Raw genomic sequence first — 16,735 nt, 5'->3', positions numbered from 1 at the left:
ATTGACATGGATTTTGAAAGTCGGGTATTGCCGGAATTGCGGTCGACATTAGCACTATTTCCAGGTTTTCAACTGGAGGGAAATTTAGAGTGGAGCAGGAGTTTGTTGTCAAATCCTCCGATTGAGAAGTCAGAGCACGTACGTACGACAAGCCAGATGATTCCGGGCGCAGTAGGCGAGATGCTGGTTAAAATCTACGAGCCCGCCCAGCGAACTGACGCGAAGCTTCCGGCCATGCTGTGGATTCACGGGGGAGGCTATGTCATGGGACATCCCGATATGGACGATACTTTGTGCGAACGCTTCGTACAGGCGGCTAATTGCGTTGTCGTATCGGTCGATTATCGACTTGCTCCCGAGCACTCCTATCCAGCTGCCATCGATGACTGTTATGCCGGCTTGATATGAATGACGGACGAAGCTGAGTTGCTGGGTATCGATGTGGATCGCGTCGCGATTGCCGGTGCAAGCGGGGGCGGCGGTCTGACCGCAGCGCTTGCTTTAATGGTTCGCGACAAAGGCGGGCCAGCCATCATCTTCCAAATGCCGCTGTATCCGATGATCGACAACCGCAATATGACGGCATCGAGCCATGAAATTACGGCCGACAACGCAACTTGGAACCGGACGAACAATTTGTCGGCCTGGAGCATGTACTTGGGCGAGGGTGCTAACGATATCGAGGTATCCCCATATGCGGTGCCGTCGAGAGCGGAAAGCTTGGCGGGGCTGCCGCCAACCTATACATGCGTAGGCCAGCTTGATCTATTCCGAGATGAGACGATCGAATATGTGACGCGCCTTGCGGAAGCGGGCGTAGACGTCGAGTTTCATCTGTATCCCGGTACTTTCCACTGCTTTGAAGTATTCGTTCCCGAAGCGGAAGTGAGCCAGCGCGCCAGCCAAAGCTATGTGGATGCGATGGCGAGAGCGCTTAACCCTTAATCGATTCTAGGGGCTGTCTGTAAGTTCAGTATTAATACCTCCTTTGCAGGATCTGACTTATCAGATACATGTGAAGGGGGTTTTTCATTGGAATAGAATTGAAAAAGCGCTATATACCAATAGAACGGCCATAATAATATTAAACTGTTGTCTGTATTGTAATAAGAACTTTTGAAAAATCGAACCAAATAGACTCCAACTAAATGTACTCATTACACCAACCATTCCTAAAAACAATGAGAATAGAAGGTAGCTGAAATATGAAGTGTAATAGGGGAGAATGTAGGTTGCTACTACTGTAATCCCAAACAGAATACCTTTCGGATTAACAAATTGTAACAAGATTCCTATTAAGAAAAAGTTTCTACTATTTTCATCATGTCCGCCGCCAATATCTTTACTGGTAAGTATTTTATAAGCCAAATATAACATATAACCTACACCGAAAAGGGTCAAAGGAAATTCAATTATTGGCATAACACTTGTAAGTATGATATTGAAAAAACTACACAATAATGTGATAACAAAAAATCCGACACCTACGCCTAAACTAAATACAATTGTTTTTTTTAATCCATGTTTATTCGCAAACGCCATGGCCATGATATTGTTGGGACCTGGAGTAAAACTGGTAATAAAGACAAATAACAAAAATGAAAATATAGGCATTTTGGGAGCTCCTTTTTAGTGTGTATGTTATAATGTTCGAAATAGACGATATAACGTCGTGCTTTTTATTATACATACCGGTCGTTATATTGTACATATTATGGGAGTGAGTTTATGGAGGAAATTCATCTTATTCTTGCAAGAAATTTAAAAGCTCTCAGAGAGAAGGAAAAATTAAGTTTGGAAAAGGTCTCTCAATTAAGTGGAGTAAGCAAAACGATGATAGGGCAAATTGAAAGAGGAGAGTCAAGTCCAAGTCTCACAACGATTTGGAAAATAGCTAATGGATTAAAGATCTCCTTTACTTCCCTAATAAATAATCCGCAGCCTGATACTAAAGTTGTTTTAAAAAATGAAATTCAAGTATTGTCTGAGGACAATGGAAGGTATAGAGTATTTCCCTACTTTCCCTTCCAAGAGGATAGACGCTTTGAAATTTACTCTGTTGAAATTGAAAATGAAGGGCTATTAAGTTCTGATTCCCATAGAGAGGGAACTGAGGAATTTATCACTGTATTTGATGGAGAAGTAACTATTCGTGTCAGTGAATGTGAATATAAATTAAAAAGTGGTGATTCAATCAGATTTAGAGCTGATAGACCTCACACATATTATAATTCTGGAGAAACCTTAACCCGATTAAGTATGACGATATATTATCCAAGCTAAAAAAGGGTTTATCGCTGAATAATAAAGTTGTTTGAAAATTACAACAAAAACATCCGTTTGCTTATTTTGATTATAAGCGAACGGATGTTTTTTAGGTTAAATTTTAATAGATAATACTTTGAGAAGATGGAATATGATCCTATCATATTTTTGTTAAACCTTCAGAAGTTAGTTCATAAATAGTTGTTGCTACTTCATTTAAATACCGGCGATCATGTGAAATACTAATAATAACACCCTCAAAAGCCGTTAGTGCACTGCATAGAACAGGCGTCGTTAATGGACTGAAGTTCCTTGTTGGTTCATCTAAAATAAGTACTTCACACTGATCTAATATCATTTTTAATATAAGCAACTTCGCTTTTTGCCCTCCGCTTAGGTTTTCCATTGAATGATGCATTTCATCAGACGTAAATTTCATACTACCTAAATGCGTAAAAGCCTTCGTGATCGCTTCCTTATTCCCTGTTGTGTCTAAAAACTCAATCGGTGTTTTTGATAAATCCAATAGGTCTTCATAGTTTTGTGGCATGTAGCCTATCTTTAATGAAGAATGTTGGATTAACTCATCTTTCACTTTTTTTAACAACGTCGTTTTCCCAACGCCATTTTCTCCAATAATCGTTACTTTTTCTGGCCCAGTAATGGATAAATGGATATTTTGCGATAACTTTTTGTTTGCTACTTGTAGTGTTTCTAATGAAAAGTCGAGTATTTTTTTACTGTTATGCACATGAATTGTTGAATCGAATTGAAATTCGCTTGCTTCTTCCACACTCGGCGCATCTTGGAATGCTTCAGTCGCTCTTTCAATGCGTTTCTTTTGATTTTTTAATGACTTTATTTTCTTTTGCAATCTTGGATCTGACCGAGACACATTCTGATGTTGATGTTCCGCCTTTTGCCATACGTCATTCCATTTGTTCATTTGTTTTTTATGATCAGAGGCTTGTTTTTTCGCTACCTGCTCTTGTTTATTCAAATGGTTCGCTCGATTGGAGAGATATGTTTCATATGGCTCTCTCGAAATCGTATATCTTGGTACTTGTTTGCGTTGTGTTTGTTCCATATGAATAATGCCGTTGGCTGTATTACTAATAAATGTTTCATCATGTGATACCAATAAGATCGGTCTAGCCGTCTGCTGAATAAATACTTCTAACCATTCCATCGTTTGAATATCTAAATCATTCGTTGGTTCATCTAACAGAAGGACATCGGGGTCTAAAGCTAGCAGCTGTAAAAAGCGGTATTTAAACCGTTCACCACCTGAAAGAACGCCTATCTTTTGTTCTGAAACCAATGATTCAATACCAAAGTCATTCATCGCTTTTAATAAATCCTTATTCCAATTATTTTCTATAAAATAGTCGGTAATGGTCATTTGCTTTTCTTCATCTGTTAGTTCCTGTGAAAGAAATCCCAATGAATAATCATTTTTAATAATTTTTCCTTCGTAGGTGCAGTAATCTGCGATTAATTGCTCATCGTATATTAATTTTAACAATGTGCTTTTTCCATTTCCTTCTTCACCGATGAATGCTAATTTATCTCCACTTTGAATACTTAAATTAAAATCTTGTATTAGTGTCCGACTGTCTTTTGTTGTGTGGATTGTTATGTTTTTGATTTCAATCATTTTGCTACCTCATTTCGTTTCAAATTGTTTTAGAGGTTTTATTATTATTTGTTCATATACATCACCCCAAATTTTTTTCAACAAAAAAAGATGCTTCTGTTTATAAACAGAAGCATCTCGTTCGAAATCTATTTCAAAAATAGAAATAAAAACATACTATATATGGAATAAAACACCATATATAAATTTATTAAATATGATTGTAGGTGAATTCAGCTTCTTGTTTATTTATTAAGTTATTTGCTTTTTTAATAAATAAACAATTGCTCAAATGATTCACCCTCCGTTCAAAAAATATTAACTTCAATCTAGCATTTTACAATTCTTCTGTCAATTCGGGATTACACAAGCCGAGCAACTCCAAAATGATTTTCTTGGCTTTTTTCATGCATTTCGGTTGCTTTAGTTGAAGATCGCAATAGTGTTATAGTCTAATTAGATCAATATCAAGAGGTGTTATATATGAAAAGAGTAGATGTTGTATATGCGTTTATTTATGATGAAATAACAGAAAAAGTATTAATGGTTAATAATCGGCATTCAACTTGGTCACTACCAGGTGGGGCAGTTGATATAGGAGAAACCTTAGAACAGGCAATTATTCGCGAAACAAAAGAAGAAACTGGTTTAGTAGTCGAAGTAGGGAGTATTATTGCCGTTAATGAAGCGTTTTTTACAAGACATGGGCATCACGGTTTAATGATTACATTTGCAGCAAAAATTATAGAGGGGCAAATTACGATTGAAGATGAGAACGAAATCGTCGAGATCAAATGGGTGGATAAAGATACTGCTAATAACTTAATGCCTTATCATCCAGGTGGAGTAGAAAGCTTATTAAAAGCAGCTGCACCGTATGTTTTTCAGGGTGAATGTTAATAAGAAGATTCACATTTTATTCGTCATTTTTTTGGTACGAGAGAGGAGCGGGAAATGGTTAAAGAGCTGATGGTCGGGGACGTTATGCAGGAGTTTGCCGGTACGCGTTGCATATTGGAGAGCATTCCTGAGGAGCACTTGACGTGGAAGCCGCATGAGAGATCGATGAGTCTCGGTGAGCTGGCCACACATATCGTCAACTTGTTCATCTGGCAGGAGGCAATCCTTCGTTGCCCTGAGTTTGATCTAGCAGCGGCGCCGCCAAGTCGGGCGGCACTGGAGAGCCGCAAAGTGATTCTCGAGGAATTTGATACGAGAGCGGGTGAGCTCAGCAAGCTGTTAACCGATAGTGATGAGGAGTATCTCCGTGAGGATTGGACACTGCGACATGGTGAGATGATTATCCATCGTCAGCCGCGGGCCCTTGCGCTTCGAACCTTCGGAATAAGCCACATGATCCACCACCGTGCACAGCTGGGGGTATATCTGCGGCTTCTTGATATACCGGTGCCGGGTCTCTACGGCCCATCAGCCGATGATAAACAACAAAAAACGCCAGATTTTATCTGACGTTTAAGGGTAGGTGAAGATAGCGATGGAATGATATTGGACCGTGCTTTTGATTTCGTTCCGATTTAGGGGCCGGTCACGGTTTCATCGTTGCGGATGCCAATGTCTCGGACCAGTATCGTTCCTTTCTCTGTCTTATCGAACACGAAGCTGATTTTTCTCATCTCCTCCGGCAGAAAATTCGGGTTGACCTTTTTCAGATCGTCCAGCCTGAAGGCGAAGTTTTGAAATATCGGCTCCTTCGTCGGCAAGGATGAGGTAAACGGCCATTTGACAATGTTTCCTTCGAACATCGGCAGCAAGCTAGCTTCGCTGCTTAGTGGTAAAGCGGCTGTATTGCCGTTCTTGTCCTCGGCTTTTACAGTTAAGTCGACGAGGGCATCCGTGCCGGAAGCTTCTTTCTCGTCATTCACATCGGCCATAGCAAAAACAATCGAGCTATGATTGGTCACATTGACCCCGTCATCCGGCAAAATAATTGTGTAGCCAGGAATGCCGGAAGCTGTCGCACGATCCCATCCGAGGCGAACTGCGCTGTACTGCTCAGTCGCGAATTTCATCTTAACTTTTTCTTCCTTCCACTCCTTTAATCCTTCCCCGATCAGCCGCCCTCCAGCCAAGGTTGTCGTACCAAGATCGATGTCTTCGTCGAAGCTGCTGATGAGTTTCGTATGCGAATCCATATAATTGCCGATGTACATGGTGTCAGGCAGCCACTCCCGGGCGTAGCCAAGGTCCTGGAAAACGGTACGGTATTCGTTACTCCCTTTCAGCGTCGCATCCAGGAAGGATGAGATTAGCACTTTCGCCGCTTGCAGCTGTTCTTCCTGCGGGATAAGTTGGGCCGTATTATACAGCTTGTTGCCTAGTCCAACACCGTCGGTACTCCCCCATACGGTATTGAATTGCCCGTGGTTCGCCCCGTACATATACACCGACGCTTTAAAATAATCACTGTCGTTCGTAAAGCCGATTCGGCTGTATTGGCTCGCTCCGTCGAACGAGCTGACGTCCATGTCATGTGCTCCCTGTAGGGCCAAATAGTTTAAATCCTCCAACACCGTCGGCTGTCCCGCAGGCTTGTATTGCCCATCGGTACCTGCAATCGAAATGACGGAACGGATGCCGAAATTATAGTCGAACTTGATGTTGCCGTTCTCTGGGGAAGCCGGCAGCTTGTTGTATGCCGCAGCCACCGTTACCGCTTCGCCGCCGCGGGAGTGACCGATCAGCGCGATCCGGCTCATGTCCGCTTTGCCGTAAAATGGATTGCCTTTCGTTGTGTTCCATTCGTTCCATACCTTCAGATGCTCCAGCATTAGCCATCCCCGGGCCGGATTTTCCTTCTCCAACACGTTCAGCATAAATAAGTCGTCATACGGGGAAGAATTGAGGAAATTTTCGTCGATCGATACGAATATATACCCGCGGCTCGCCAGCAGCTTGCCCAAATATTCATAACCCGGATCCGAATAGTCGGTCGCGGGATGATTGCCGTGAACGGTGACGACAAGTGGGAATGGGCCTTCGCCATCGGGATACCAGACTAACCCATTTAGCGGCATCGCGTCCGGTCCAAAGCCAAACGTGCTTGTACGGATCGACGACCATTTTTTTACAAAATCCGATCCGTCCACTTGCTTCGTTACAAGCGATCCTTCCGCATTAAACTCCTTTCGATAGCTATTCGTGCTGCCATATGTCAATGTTTTGATTTTAAGCGATCCTTGTTCTGCTGGATTCGCCATCGTTGTTGGGTAACGGTCTGCCGGTTTCATTGCTTGCAGCCGGTACGGCTTTGCCAAATCTGTATTGCTGTTGTCTAGCAGCCAATACCCGCCGATGCAGATGTAGCCGAACGTCACAGCTGCGACAACTCCAGCCATCACTTTCGAGATCGTCTTCGCCTCACGATATGCTCCGGTTATCCATCGGAATAGGAGTGAACCAAATAAGGAAAAAGCGATAATGACCGATAAAGTCACCAGAAACATTAGCTGCATCGGGCCAATGAAGCTGATGAACAGCAAACAAAACGAGGCAAGCGCCAGCCAAGCGTAACGCGAAGGCATTTTTTTCGCCCAGTGAAGCATCCCGGTAATAATGCCAGTTATGAGTACGATCGCCAACAGGAATAGTATGGTCCCGGTCAAATAATCGAAGGCGCCCCGCGTCCCGAGAAGAAGATATCCTTGCACGAAATAAATACATAAAGTAATGAAGGTCAGCGCAATGAAAGCTCCTTTCCAACCCGGGGTAAGGGGTGCAATACGCTTAATCGGATTCGTGAACCAAGCAAATCTTTTTTTGACCGGTTTATTCGGAGTCAATTCTGTTTTTGCCATGTAACGACCTCTTTCTTTCATGAATTCGTGTTGCTCAAAAGCATTACACATTTCCTATTATAGGGAATGTTTCTTTCCACTGACTTTCACTTCTCTTAAATTAACCTTACATTGCAGGAGATTGTCAACATGACTCGAACAATACGTATAACAGGGAGGGAGTACGATGCGTAAGACGATTTTGCTAGTCGATGACGAACCGGATATTGTAGATTTGCTTAAGCTGTTTCTGGAAAAAGAGTTCGACGTGCTCGAAGCGAACGACGGTCAGACGGCGGTAGAGCTGTTCTCTCGGACTTCGATCGATTTGGCCGTCATCGACATCATGATGCCGCATCTAGACGGCTTCCAGCTGCTTCAATGGATTCGCAAGCATTCGAAGCTACCGGTCATTGTCGTGTCGGCGAAAAATCAGGAAACCGACAAAATCACCGGGCTCGGCCTAGGGGCGGACGATTTCATAACAAAGCCGTTCAGTCCGTTAGAAGTGGTGGCGCGCATCCAGGCGCAGCTGCGGAGAACGTACGAATTCAACGATCCCGCTCTAACACGGGCGGAGGCGGAGATGGCCGAAACACAGCTTGGCGATCTGACGCTCGATCACGAAGCATGCATGTTGTATAAACGAGGCGAGCCGATTGCGCTCACTGCCATTGAATATAAGCTGTTGAAGCTGTTCATGAGCAAGCCGGGGCGTATCTATACGAAAAAGCAAATTTTCGAAAACGTATGGTCGGACCCGTATTTTGCCGACGACAACACGATTATGGTACAAATTAGCCGGTTGCGAGACAAAATTGAAGATTCGCCCCGCATGCCTGTTTATGTGAAAACAGTTCGGGGGCTTGGATACCGGTTTGCCAAGAAGGAGGAGCTGCATGCGCCGTAAATCGAAATTGTTCGGCATGCTCCTCCGAAACTACATTTTCTTTTCGCTGACGGTTGGCGTAAGTGTGTTGTTACTGCTGCTGTTTTTTGTAGAGCGAACGAATGAGTGGTTGTCTGCTCAGGAACTGTCCCGACTACAAGCTAGCGAGATCATCCGGCCGAATACAGCCGACATGCCAACGGAGACGATTGAAGCGTTCCATGGCTGGGTGGAAATTCTCGATGAAAGTCTGCGGGTAATTGAAGTAAAGGGCAGTAAGCTGGACAAGCCGGCTTCGTATACGGAAAAAGAGCTGAACGCGTTATTTTATGATGTGAAGGAAAAACTTTATTACACTTCCATCGCCCCGTTCCACACGGATGACGGGCAGCTCCAGTATGCTCTCATTAAGCTACCGAAAACGAATATTAAATTAGAGATTGCTCTCGACGAGGGGACGGCTGACAACCAAAAATTTTTCTGGAGAGCCTTGATGGAGACGGGACTGCTGTTCATCATACTATTTGGAATCAATGTGTATGTGTACAGCCGTCTGACCACGGTTAGAATAACGAATCCGTTAAGCGCGATTGCGACAGGTATCCGCAATGTTGCGGGCGGTCAATATTACGAGAGACTTCATTTCGAGGCGAATTACGAACTGGCGCAAATCCAGGAAAGCTTTAATGCTATGGCGGAGAAACTGGACAAGGCGGAAGCGGAGAAAAAACTGCTGGAGGAAAGCAAGCAGCGGATGCTCGTTCATATTTCGCATGATCTGAAGACGCCGATTACGACGATTCAGGGCTATGCCAAAGCACTGCAGCTCGGCATGATTGAAGACGAAGAGAAGAAGCAGCGGACTGTAAAGCTTATTCATGATAAGACAGGGCTTGTCACCGAGTTGATCGACGACGTGTTTGAACTGTCCAAGCTAGAAAGCCCAGACTATCCGATCGTCAAAAAAGCTTGTGACCTTGCTGAATTCGTCCGCGAGATGGCGGTTGATTATTATGACTTGTTCGAGGAGAAGCATTTTGTGTTTGAATGCGATATTCCTTCACAGGATGTGATCGTTCCGTTTAATAGGAAGCTGCTGTATCGCGCCGTCTCCAACCTCTTGGCAAATGCGCTGAAATACAATCCGCCGGGGACGCTTGTGCGGTTGACGCTCACTGAGCGAGACACGGAGGTGCGAATCGAAGTGGCCGATAATGGCGTCGGTATTCCCGACCATCTGTGGGATCGGGTATTTGACGCGTTCGTCCGTGGCGATGCGGCGAGAAAAAGCGACGGCGGGACGGGCCTTGGCCTGACGATCGCGAGGCATATCGTGGAAAAACACGGAGGCTGGCTCGTATTGGACACGGACGGAGGAACAACGCGGTTTGAATTGACGTTGCCAAAGATAATCTCTAAATAAAATAGTTTTTTAAATTGTTCAAGGCCTTGGCAATTTCTTTAATACCGGTCTCAATTTTATGCTCTTCGATATTCGTAACATTTAACTTTAATATTCTTTCACGATAAAATCCGTCTAAATAATTTCGATCAATGGTATCTAGTAAAATATGCTGTTGTGATAAATGACGAAGAAGCGAGTTCATGTTGACTTGTTTTGGCAAAACGATATGACTATGCATGCAAATTTCTGATGGTGTTTCATACATTGGCATATGTGTTCTTAGAGATTGCTGAAGGATTTTGGCACGAACCGTATAGGCCTCACGTACTTGTGCTTGATAGTGTTCAAACATGCCACTTTTCAAATAAAGCTCTAGGGCTGCTTGTGAAATCATCGAGCTATCAATATCGGTCGTGTTTTTATACTGTTGGAAAGTATTTTTTAACGCATTAGGTAATATTGCGAACCCAATGCGTAAGCCAGGAAACATAATTTTAGAAAGACTTTTTAAGTAAATAACACGTTCGTTTATATCATTCGAAAATAGCGGATCCAGTTTTTTATTTTGTTCAAAATCCGCTAAGTAATCATCTTCTACGATGTACACATCATATTTATTGGCTAGTTGCAGAATGGATTCTTTCTCCTTTTTGCTATAAGAAGTACCTAGTGGGTTATGGAATCGTGGCATGGTGTAAAAAAACTTAATGTCGCCTTGACGAAAAATTTGTTCTAATTCATCTAAATCAATGCCTTGTGTTGTACGCCGAATGCCAACAGCTTGTAGTCTATACGTTTTTATAAAGTCCATATATAAGTGATAGCTAGGTTGTTCTACAAGAATGGTTGTGCGATGATTTGGAAACGGCATGATGCTCAGTAAGGATAGTGCTTGCTGCACGCCTGAAGTAATGAAAATATGATCTGTATGTGTAAATACCTGATATGTTTCTAACAATTTTTTGGTTTCTGTAATTAATGAAGGCAAACCGTTCAGTGTACCATATCGAAATAAATCTTCTTGATACGTATCGATAGCTTTGTTGATGCAATGCTGAAAATCTTTGTAAGGAAAATGGTGCCATGTTGGTGATGATGTTGCAAAATCTATGAAATCTGTAGTGGATGGTTCCTGAGGCATTTGATGGTCTACGACATAATAGCCGCTCTTAGGAATCGCATATATGAGGTGTTGGTCTTCAAGTTTCTTTAAAGCGGCTAGTATTGTACTTTTACTACAAGAAAAGTGTTGTGATAAATTTCGAACAGAGGGCAGTTTTGCACCAGAATGTAGGTCGCCCGTCTGAATTTGATGACGTAGTTCGTCGTATATCAGTTCATACTTAAGCATATTATAGCTCCTTACACATCTGTACTGGTACAGATGTGTATTTTTTATATCGTGCAAAATGTTATTTTTCATTACGATAGCTTTATCGGCCGGACAGAAAATACAGGGAGTGAATCATATGGCAGAAAATAATAAAGCGTATATCGCGGCAATTGTATATGCATTCATTATTGGGCTTTCATTTATGTTTGTCAAAGTGACTCTAACCGTTGCGAGCCCAATGGACACACTTGCGCATCGATTTACGATTGCATTGATCGGTGCCACCATTTTTATAGGAATTAGCAAAAATAAATTAAGGATAGATTGGAGAGTTTTACTCCGGATTTTTCCTTTAGCGTTGTTATATCCTATTGCTTTTTTTGCCTTACAAGTGTTTGGATTAGTTCGTACATCTTCTTCTGAAGCTGGGATTATTCAAGCTACGGTTCCTATTTTTACGTTAGTGTTTGCAAGAATCGTATTAAAGGAGAAAGCAACACGCGGACAGTTAGTCTTCATTAGTTTATCGGTAATGGGTGTAATCTATTTGCTCTTTATGAATGGAGTAGGAGCTCAGATAACGAATTTGATCGGCAGTGGGTTAATTCTACTATCGGCTGTAGCTGCTGCGCTATATAACGTTTTTGCAAGAAAGTTAACGCAGCAATATTCATTAATGACATTAACCTATAGCATGACTTTATTCGGATTTTTGGTGTTTAACACCATGGCGATTGGCAATCATGTGATGAAGGGTACAACAAAACAATTTTTCCAACCCTTTATGCATATCGATTTTGTCTTAGCCATATTATTTTTAGGTGTTTTATCATCACTCGTAACTTCGTATCTTTCGAATTATGTTTTATCAAAAATAGAGGCGACAAAAATGAGTGTGTTCAGTAATTTTGCTACGCTCATTACAATCTTGGCCGGGGTTATTTTCTTGAAGGAAGAATTTCACCTATACCATCTTGCTGGTGCCGTTGTCATTATTATAGGGGTCGTTGGTACGAATTACTTTGGCAGAGGACTTACAAATCGATATAAATAATTCACAGATATTATATATTATCATTCTAGGTATATTCATTATTCTTTTAGCTATTGTTTTTTCTAATAATATATTTAGAAAATGGGTTAGGAAAGATCATTAATGGTATCAAGCCTTATAGGTTAGTTGAACAAGGGTTGAATAAGTGTTACATTGAAAAAAAATGAATGAATGCACTGGGGTGAGAGAGAGTGTTGGTGAAATCAGAGGAAATAACCTCCTAAAATGAGAAACGATGAATTTTAGGAGGTTAAACTTATGAATTTTAATTTAATTGATATGGAAAGTTGGAACAGAAAACCTTACTTTGAACATTATTTAAATCAAGTTAGGTGTACTTTTAGCATCACAGCTAATATTGATATTACATCGTTACTAGTGACGCTTCGTGCGCAAGATATCAAATTATATCCAACTTTTATTTATATGATTACAAAGGTAGTCAATGCTCATGTGGAATTTAGAACATGCTTTAATGAGGAAAATGAATTAGGATATTGGGATCGTATGATACCGGATTTTACGATATTTCATAATGATGATAAATCATTTTCGAGCATTTGGACTGAGTTTTTCGATGATTTTCAGATCTTTTATAACAACTACGAGAAAGATTTGAAACAATATGGTGATGTGAAAGGGATCGTAGCAAAAAATAATGTCCCTATGAATTCTTTTCCGATTTCCAGTATCCCTTGGGTTAATTTCACAGGCTTTAATATTAACGTCTTTAACGATGGTAAATATCTGTTGCCCATTGTGACTGGCGGTAAATATTTCTGCCAAGACGGCCGAACATTATTACCTGTTTCATTACAGGTACATCATGCAGTGTGTGATGGATATCATGCAAGTCAATTCATTAATGAACTACAACAATTAGCGAACAACTACGATGAATGGCTACAGCTATCATGAGCAGAACGTATAGCTGATGTGAGATCGGACGAGGTAGTCGGAGATGAAAAGAGCGTCTTCCATAAAGGGAGATGCTCTTTTTCATTTCTTGATAAGCTGTTGACCATTACGCTGCGTCATAGCTTAAGGTGGTCGTAGGAGGGATTTTACGATGAATATTATTATAGAAGATACGATGAAATGCTTTCCATCAACGTTATATGGGTAGGCTTGGGTGTTAATGAATTTGAGGAAATATATTGACACAAAAATAATTAGGAGCCATACTATATGCATGAACAACAATAATAAAGTAACAAAAGACATTGGCGCTATTCCCTCGCTTGAACAATCTAAACGTCAGATTGATCTCTATAACCTAGACATAGACGCACAGGCTGTTCTTGTTGCGTCTAGGCTAATGGCGACGGGAGCCAAGCTTGGACATGCTGCAGAGGTTCATTTCTCCAGATTCGGTTTATCAACAGGGCGATATCGTTTATTGGCAGACCTGGAAGATAACGACGGAGAAGAGTTGCCCTCGCAATTAGCGGAACATCTAGGTGTTACTCGCGCTACAGTGACGGGTCTTATTGACACTCTTGAGCGAGATGGTCTAGTATCCCGACGGTCAAGTTCAGAAGATGGCCGTCAGAGATCGGTCATTTTGACGGAGAAAGGGGCGAAGAAGCTCCGTGATATGGCGCCTGAGCATTTCGAAAGGCTGGAAGCAATGGTGGGCTTGCTCAGTATCGAGGAGCGCAGCGTATTTCTCGACCTGTTAGGTCGGATTACACAAGGCATCTCAGCACTTACGGATGATCCAGGCGAAAAGGAAAACATCAGCAAGGAGTAGAACGGGCTAGTTAAGCTAGCCCATTTTCACTCTTATATAGTTAGGTTCCTAATTATATATCAATAAATCAACTGCTGAACGATTAAAAAGAAAGGAGTAACTAAATGAACAAGATGAAATATCTAGATCAGACAGATGGTGATTACCGCATTAAGGCTGGTGGTTCCAATGCAAAGACGTTTGTACTCTGGCGTGAAGTTGTAATGGCCTATGCTGCTCCAGCCATTATGGCAGGTATCGGGGGATTGATCACTGCCAACAGAGACCTTCAAATAGGAGCATTGACCACAATCGGCGGAGCGTCGGCCTTGGTGGCTTGGATGCTTGGTCTTTGGTTGCGCAGCAGAGGGGGGCATAAGCGGTGGATCATTGGCGCACCTCACTTGGTAGTGGTAGCGTTTGGTCTATTCGCTGCATGGGTGATATCTGGTCTAATGGAAATTATTATTCCGAACAATCACTTGGCATGGGTCAATCGTGTCTGGAGCGATTTCCCGCTATCTGGATTAATAGCAAGCACGATAATGACATGGCGTTGGCGTCTTAACGTCACAACAAATTTTTCATCAAAAGGAGAAGATAAAAAATGATAGTTATTATTGGAGCAACAGGTATGATCGGAAGTGCGCTTTTGAAACGTTTGGTTGATCTTGGCGTGCCCGCCCGGGCGATAAGCAGAGAGCCTGAGAAGTTGTGTGTTCAGATTGGAGAGAAAGGCCAGTCAATTATCGAAGTTGTATCGGCTGATGCTTCTGACCCCGAATCGTTGCGCCGTGCGTTTACAGGAGCTAGCCAGCTCTTTCTTGCAATGTCCAATAGTCCAAGACAAATCGAATTGGAGACTTCGATCATACAGATTGCCGCCGAAGCTGGAATCGAACACATCGTAAAAATATCCAGTCCTGCCTTTGAGGAGAGCTCTCCAGTGGCGGTAGCGGGCTGGCATCACGAAATCGAGAAGATCCTGTCCGAATCGGGTCTCACTCATACCGTGTTGCGCCCATATGCGTTTATGCAAAACTTACTGCACCTTGCACCAACGATCGCAACACAAGATATTTTCTTCGGTTCCATGGGCGATTCACCTTGTAATTTCATTGACTGTCGCGATATCGCAGACGTTGCCGCAGAGGTTCTGACCAACCGCGAGGTAGCAGGCCGAATATATACGCTTACTGGTTCGGAGATTTTCAGCTATCCCCAGATCGCGAGTGAATTATCCACTCTGCTTCATCGACCGATCCGTTACATCAACGTGGACCCCCAAGAATTACTTCGCAATCTTACTGAGCACGGGAACATGCCTCCTTGGATCGCGAACCATGTTGTAGAAATTCAAGCCATGGCTATGACGGTGCCAGAAAAGCCTATGGATACTGTAAGGCGTTTGCTAGGCAGAGAGCCTCGCACGCTTGATGCTTTTTTGCATGAGTATGTAGAAAGTTTCCGGCAGAGTAACTAATGATAAGCTGCAGAGCGTCTTCCATAAAGGAAGATGCTCTTTTTCATTTCCTGAAAGCTGTTGACCTTTACGCTACGTCATAGCTTAAGGTGGTCGTAGGAGGGATTTTACGATGAATATTATTATAGAAGATACGATAACCCAGTACGAAACCATGCTTTCTTTACCGAATGAGAAAAGAGAGGACTTCTTTAGGTACACAATGATGAAGCCTCTGGAAGTTATGTGGAGGACAATAAATGTCCCGATGAAGGCTAAGGAGCCCAACGGATATGATGTTTTGATGGCCACTCAAATGATGGGATACTTAGACATTCATAATAACGATGTCGCTGAAAAAGCTTTAAGGGATTTAAAAGGAATCAACGCACTTGAAATCGCGAAGAAAACGATAGCAGATTGTATTGCATTTTCATCAGCATCAGGCTTAGCCGTAAAGGCGGAGGATTTAATATTCGGGTTGTATATTGCCGATCCTATAAAGCTCCAGAATGAAAATGGATATTGCGGTTTTGGCGGTATTCCGGGTTATGTCACGATAACCATTCATCCAAACGAATATAATATTCCGAGAATGCCCTCACTGATTGCACATGAGTTTCATCATAATTTGCGCTTTTCCTATTTAGATTGGGATCATGGGAATGTTTCTGTAGGCGAATATATCATTATTGAGGGACTTGCTGATTCTTTTGCAACTGCTTTGTATGGGGAAGAATATTTAGGTCCATGGGTGACTTCTATTGATCAGGAAGAACTGGAATATTCCATTAACGTCATACGGGAAGGTCTGGATGTTAAAGGATTTGCGGAAGTCAGCAGTTATATGTTCGGGGATGAATTCGCCAAGAAAGAAGGTTATCCGCCCGTAGGACTATCCTCAGGAGCGGGATATGCTGTCGGTTATCACGTTGTTCAATCTTTTATGAAAAGAAATAAGGTTTCAATTCAAGAAGCTACTTTGCTGAGTGCAGAAGACATAATTAAGGGATCTGGTGTTCTATAAACATTGATCTCGGAATGGGTAATAAAGCCGAGCAGATCCAGGATCATATCCTGATATTTGCCCGGTTTTTTATCATTCTGTACCGCCTCCGTGGTTTAGCACGAGAATCTAGGAGGAGGCGTATATACTAATCTTCGG

At 42.3% G+C, this 16,735-nt stretch carries 15 protein-coding genes and 1 pseudogene; 12 read left to right on the top strand and 4 right to left on the bottom strand.

From position 1 onward, the window contains the following. The first annotated feature begins 6 nt into the window (after positions 1-6). A pseudogene (locus tag MNQ98_RS26270) lies at positions 7-945 on the top strand (alpha/beta hydrolase). Between the two features lie 84 nt (positions 946-1,029). Here the strand turns inward: MNQ98_RS26270 and MNQ98_RS26265 are convergent. Then, positions 1,030-1,614 (bottom strand): LysE family transporter, encoded by a 585-nt coding sequence (locus tag MNQ98_RS26265; protein WP_241930845.1) that lies wholly within the window; start codon positions 1,612-1,614, stop codon positions 1,030-1,032. A 114-nt stretch (positions 1,615-1,728) separates the two neighbouring features. Between MNQ98_RS26265 and MNQ98_RS26260 the strand changes: the two genes are divergently transcribed. Continuing rightward, a complete protein-coding gene (locus MNQ98_RS26260) occupies positions 1,729-2,283 on the top strand; it encodes a helix-turn-helix domain-containing protein (RefSeq protein WP_241930844.1) in 555 nt (184 codons plus the stop codon). A 142-nt stretch (positions 2,284-2,425) separates the two neighbouring features. Here the strand turns inward: MNQ98_RS26260 and MNQ98_RS26255 are convergent, their stop codons facing one another. Then, a complete protein-coding gene (locus MNQ98_RS26255; RefSeq protein ID WP_241930843.1) occupies positions 2,426-3,922 on the bottom strand; it encodes an ATP-binding cassette domain-containing protein in 1,497 nt (498 codons plus the stop codon). 462 nt (positions 3,923-4,384) lie between these two features. Here MNQ98_RS26255 and MNQ98_RS26250 point away from each other — a divergent pair, with 462 nt between their 5' ends. Both MNQ98_RS26250 and MNQ98_RS26245 read left to right on the top strand, forming a co-directional pair. Then, a complete protein-coding gene (locus MNQ98_RS26250; protein WP_241930842.1) occupies positions 4,385-4,801 on the top strand; it encodes an NUDIX hydrolase in 417 nt (138 codons plus the stop codon). Between the two features lie 54 nt (positions 4,802-4,855). Beyond that, complete coding sequence (locus tag MNQ98_RS26245; protein WP_241930841.1) at positions 4,856-5,371, top strand: DinB family protein; 516 nt, start codon at positions 4,856-4,858, stop codon at positions 5,369-5,371. A 65-nt stretch (positions 5,372-5,436) separates the two neighbouring features. On the opposite strand, the gene MNQ98_RS26240 is transcribed toward MNQ98_RS26245, so the two are convergent. Continuing rightward, on the bottom strand, positions 5,437-7,716 hold the full coding sequence (locus MNQ98_RS26240) for a Yip1 family protein (protein ID WP_241930840.1): 2,280 nt from the start codon (positions 7,714-7,716) through the stop codon (positions 5,437-5,439). A gap of 166 nt (positions 7,717-7,882) precedes the next feature. Here MNQ98_RS26240 and MNQ98_RS26235 point away from each other — a divergent pair, with 166 nt between their 5' ends. After that, a complete protein-coding gene (locus tag MNQ98_RS26235; protein WP_241930839.1) occupies positions 7,883-8,605 on the top strand; it encodes a response regulator transcription factor in 723 nt (240 codons plus the stop codon). Next, entirely contained in the window at positions 8,595-10,007 is a 1,413-nt protein-coding gene (locus MNQ98_RS26230; protein ID WP_241930838.1) for a sensor histidine kinase, read from the top strand. Before MNQ98_RS26235 ends, MNQ98_RS26230 begins: the two co-directional genes overlap by 11 nt. Here the strand turns inward: MNQ98_RS26230 and MNQ98_RS26225 are convergent. Beyond that, positions 10,000-11,340, bottom strand: coding sequence for an aminotransferase-like domain-containing protein (locus MNQ98_RS26225; RefSeq protein ID WP_241930837.1), 1,341 nt, complete (start codon positions 11,338-11,340; stop codon positions 10,000-10,002). The genes MNQ98_RS26230 and MNQ98_RS26225 overlap by 8 nt on opposite strands. Positions 11,341-11,458: 118 nt before the next feature. Here MNQ98_RS26225 and MNQ98_RS26220 point away from each other — a divergent pair, with 118 nt between their 5' ends. The 6 genes from MNQ98_RS26220 (at position 11,459) to MNQ98_RS26195 (ending at position 16,597) form a co-directional block, all read left to right on the top strand. Continuing rightward, the gene (locus tag MNQ98_RS26220; protein WP_241930836.1) at positions 11,459-12,376 is read left to right on the top strand and encodes a DMT family transporter; all 918 of its coding nucleotides are present in this window, start codon (positions 11,459-11,461) and stop codon (positions 12,374-12,376) included. A 258-nt stretch (positions 12,377-12,634) separates the two neighbouring features. Continuing rightward, a complete protein-coding gene (gene catA, locus MNQ98_RS26215) occupies positions 12,635-13,294 on the top strand; it encodes a type A chloramphenicol O-acetyltransferase (RefSeq protein WP_241930835.1) in 660 nt (219 codons plus the stop codon). Between the two features lie 274 nt (positions 13,295-13,568). Beyond that, positions 13,569-14,129, top strand: coding sequence for a MarR family winged helix-turn-helix transcriptional regulator (locus tag MNQ98_RS26210; protein WP_241930834.1), 561 nt, complete (start codon positions 13,569-13,571; stop codon positions 14,127-14,129). A 104-nt stretch (positions 14,130-14,233) separates the two neighbouring features. Then, complete coding sequence (locus MNQ98_RS26205; protein WP_241930833.1) at positions 14,234-14,719, top strand: hypothetical protein; 486 nt, start codon at positions 14,234-14,236, stop codon at positions 14,717-14,719. Next, on the top strand, positions 14,716-15,591 hold the full coding sequence (locus MNQ98_RS26200; protein ID WP_241930832.1) for an SDR family oxidoreductase: 876 nt from the start codon (positions 14,716-14,718) through the stop codon (positions 15,589-15,591). The genes MNQ98_RS26205 and MNQ98_RS26200 overlap by 4 nt, the downstream gene beginning before the upstream one ends. A 112-nt stretch (positions 15,592-15,703) precedes the next feature. Next, on the top strand, positions 15,704-16,597 hold the full coding sequence (locus MNQ98_RS26195) for a DUF2268 domain-containing putative Zn-dependent protease (protein ID WP_241930831.1): 894 nt from the start codon (positions 15,704-15,706) through the stop codon (positions 16,595-16,597). The last annotated feature ends 138 nt before the right edge of the window (positions 16,598-16,735 follow it).

The sequence above is a fragment of the Paenibacillus sp. N3/727 genome (genome assembly GCF_022637315.1).
GTDB lineage: Bacteria > Bacillota > Bacilli > Paenibacillales > Paenibacillaceae > Paenibacillus_AQ > Paenibacillus_AQ uliginis.
Note: the sequence above shows the minus strand (reverse complement) of the source record. Positions and strands in the feature narration are given on the sequence as shown.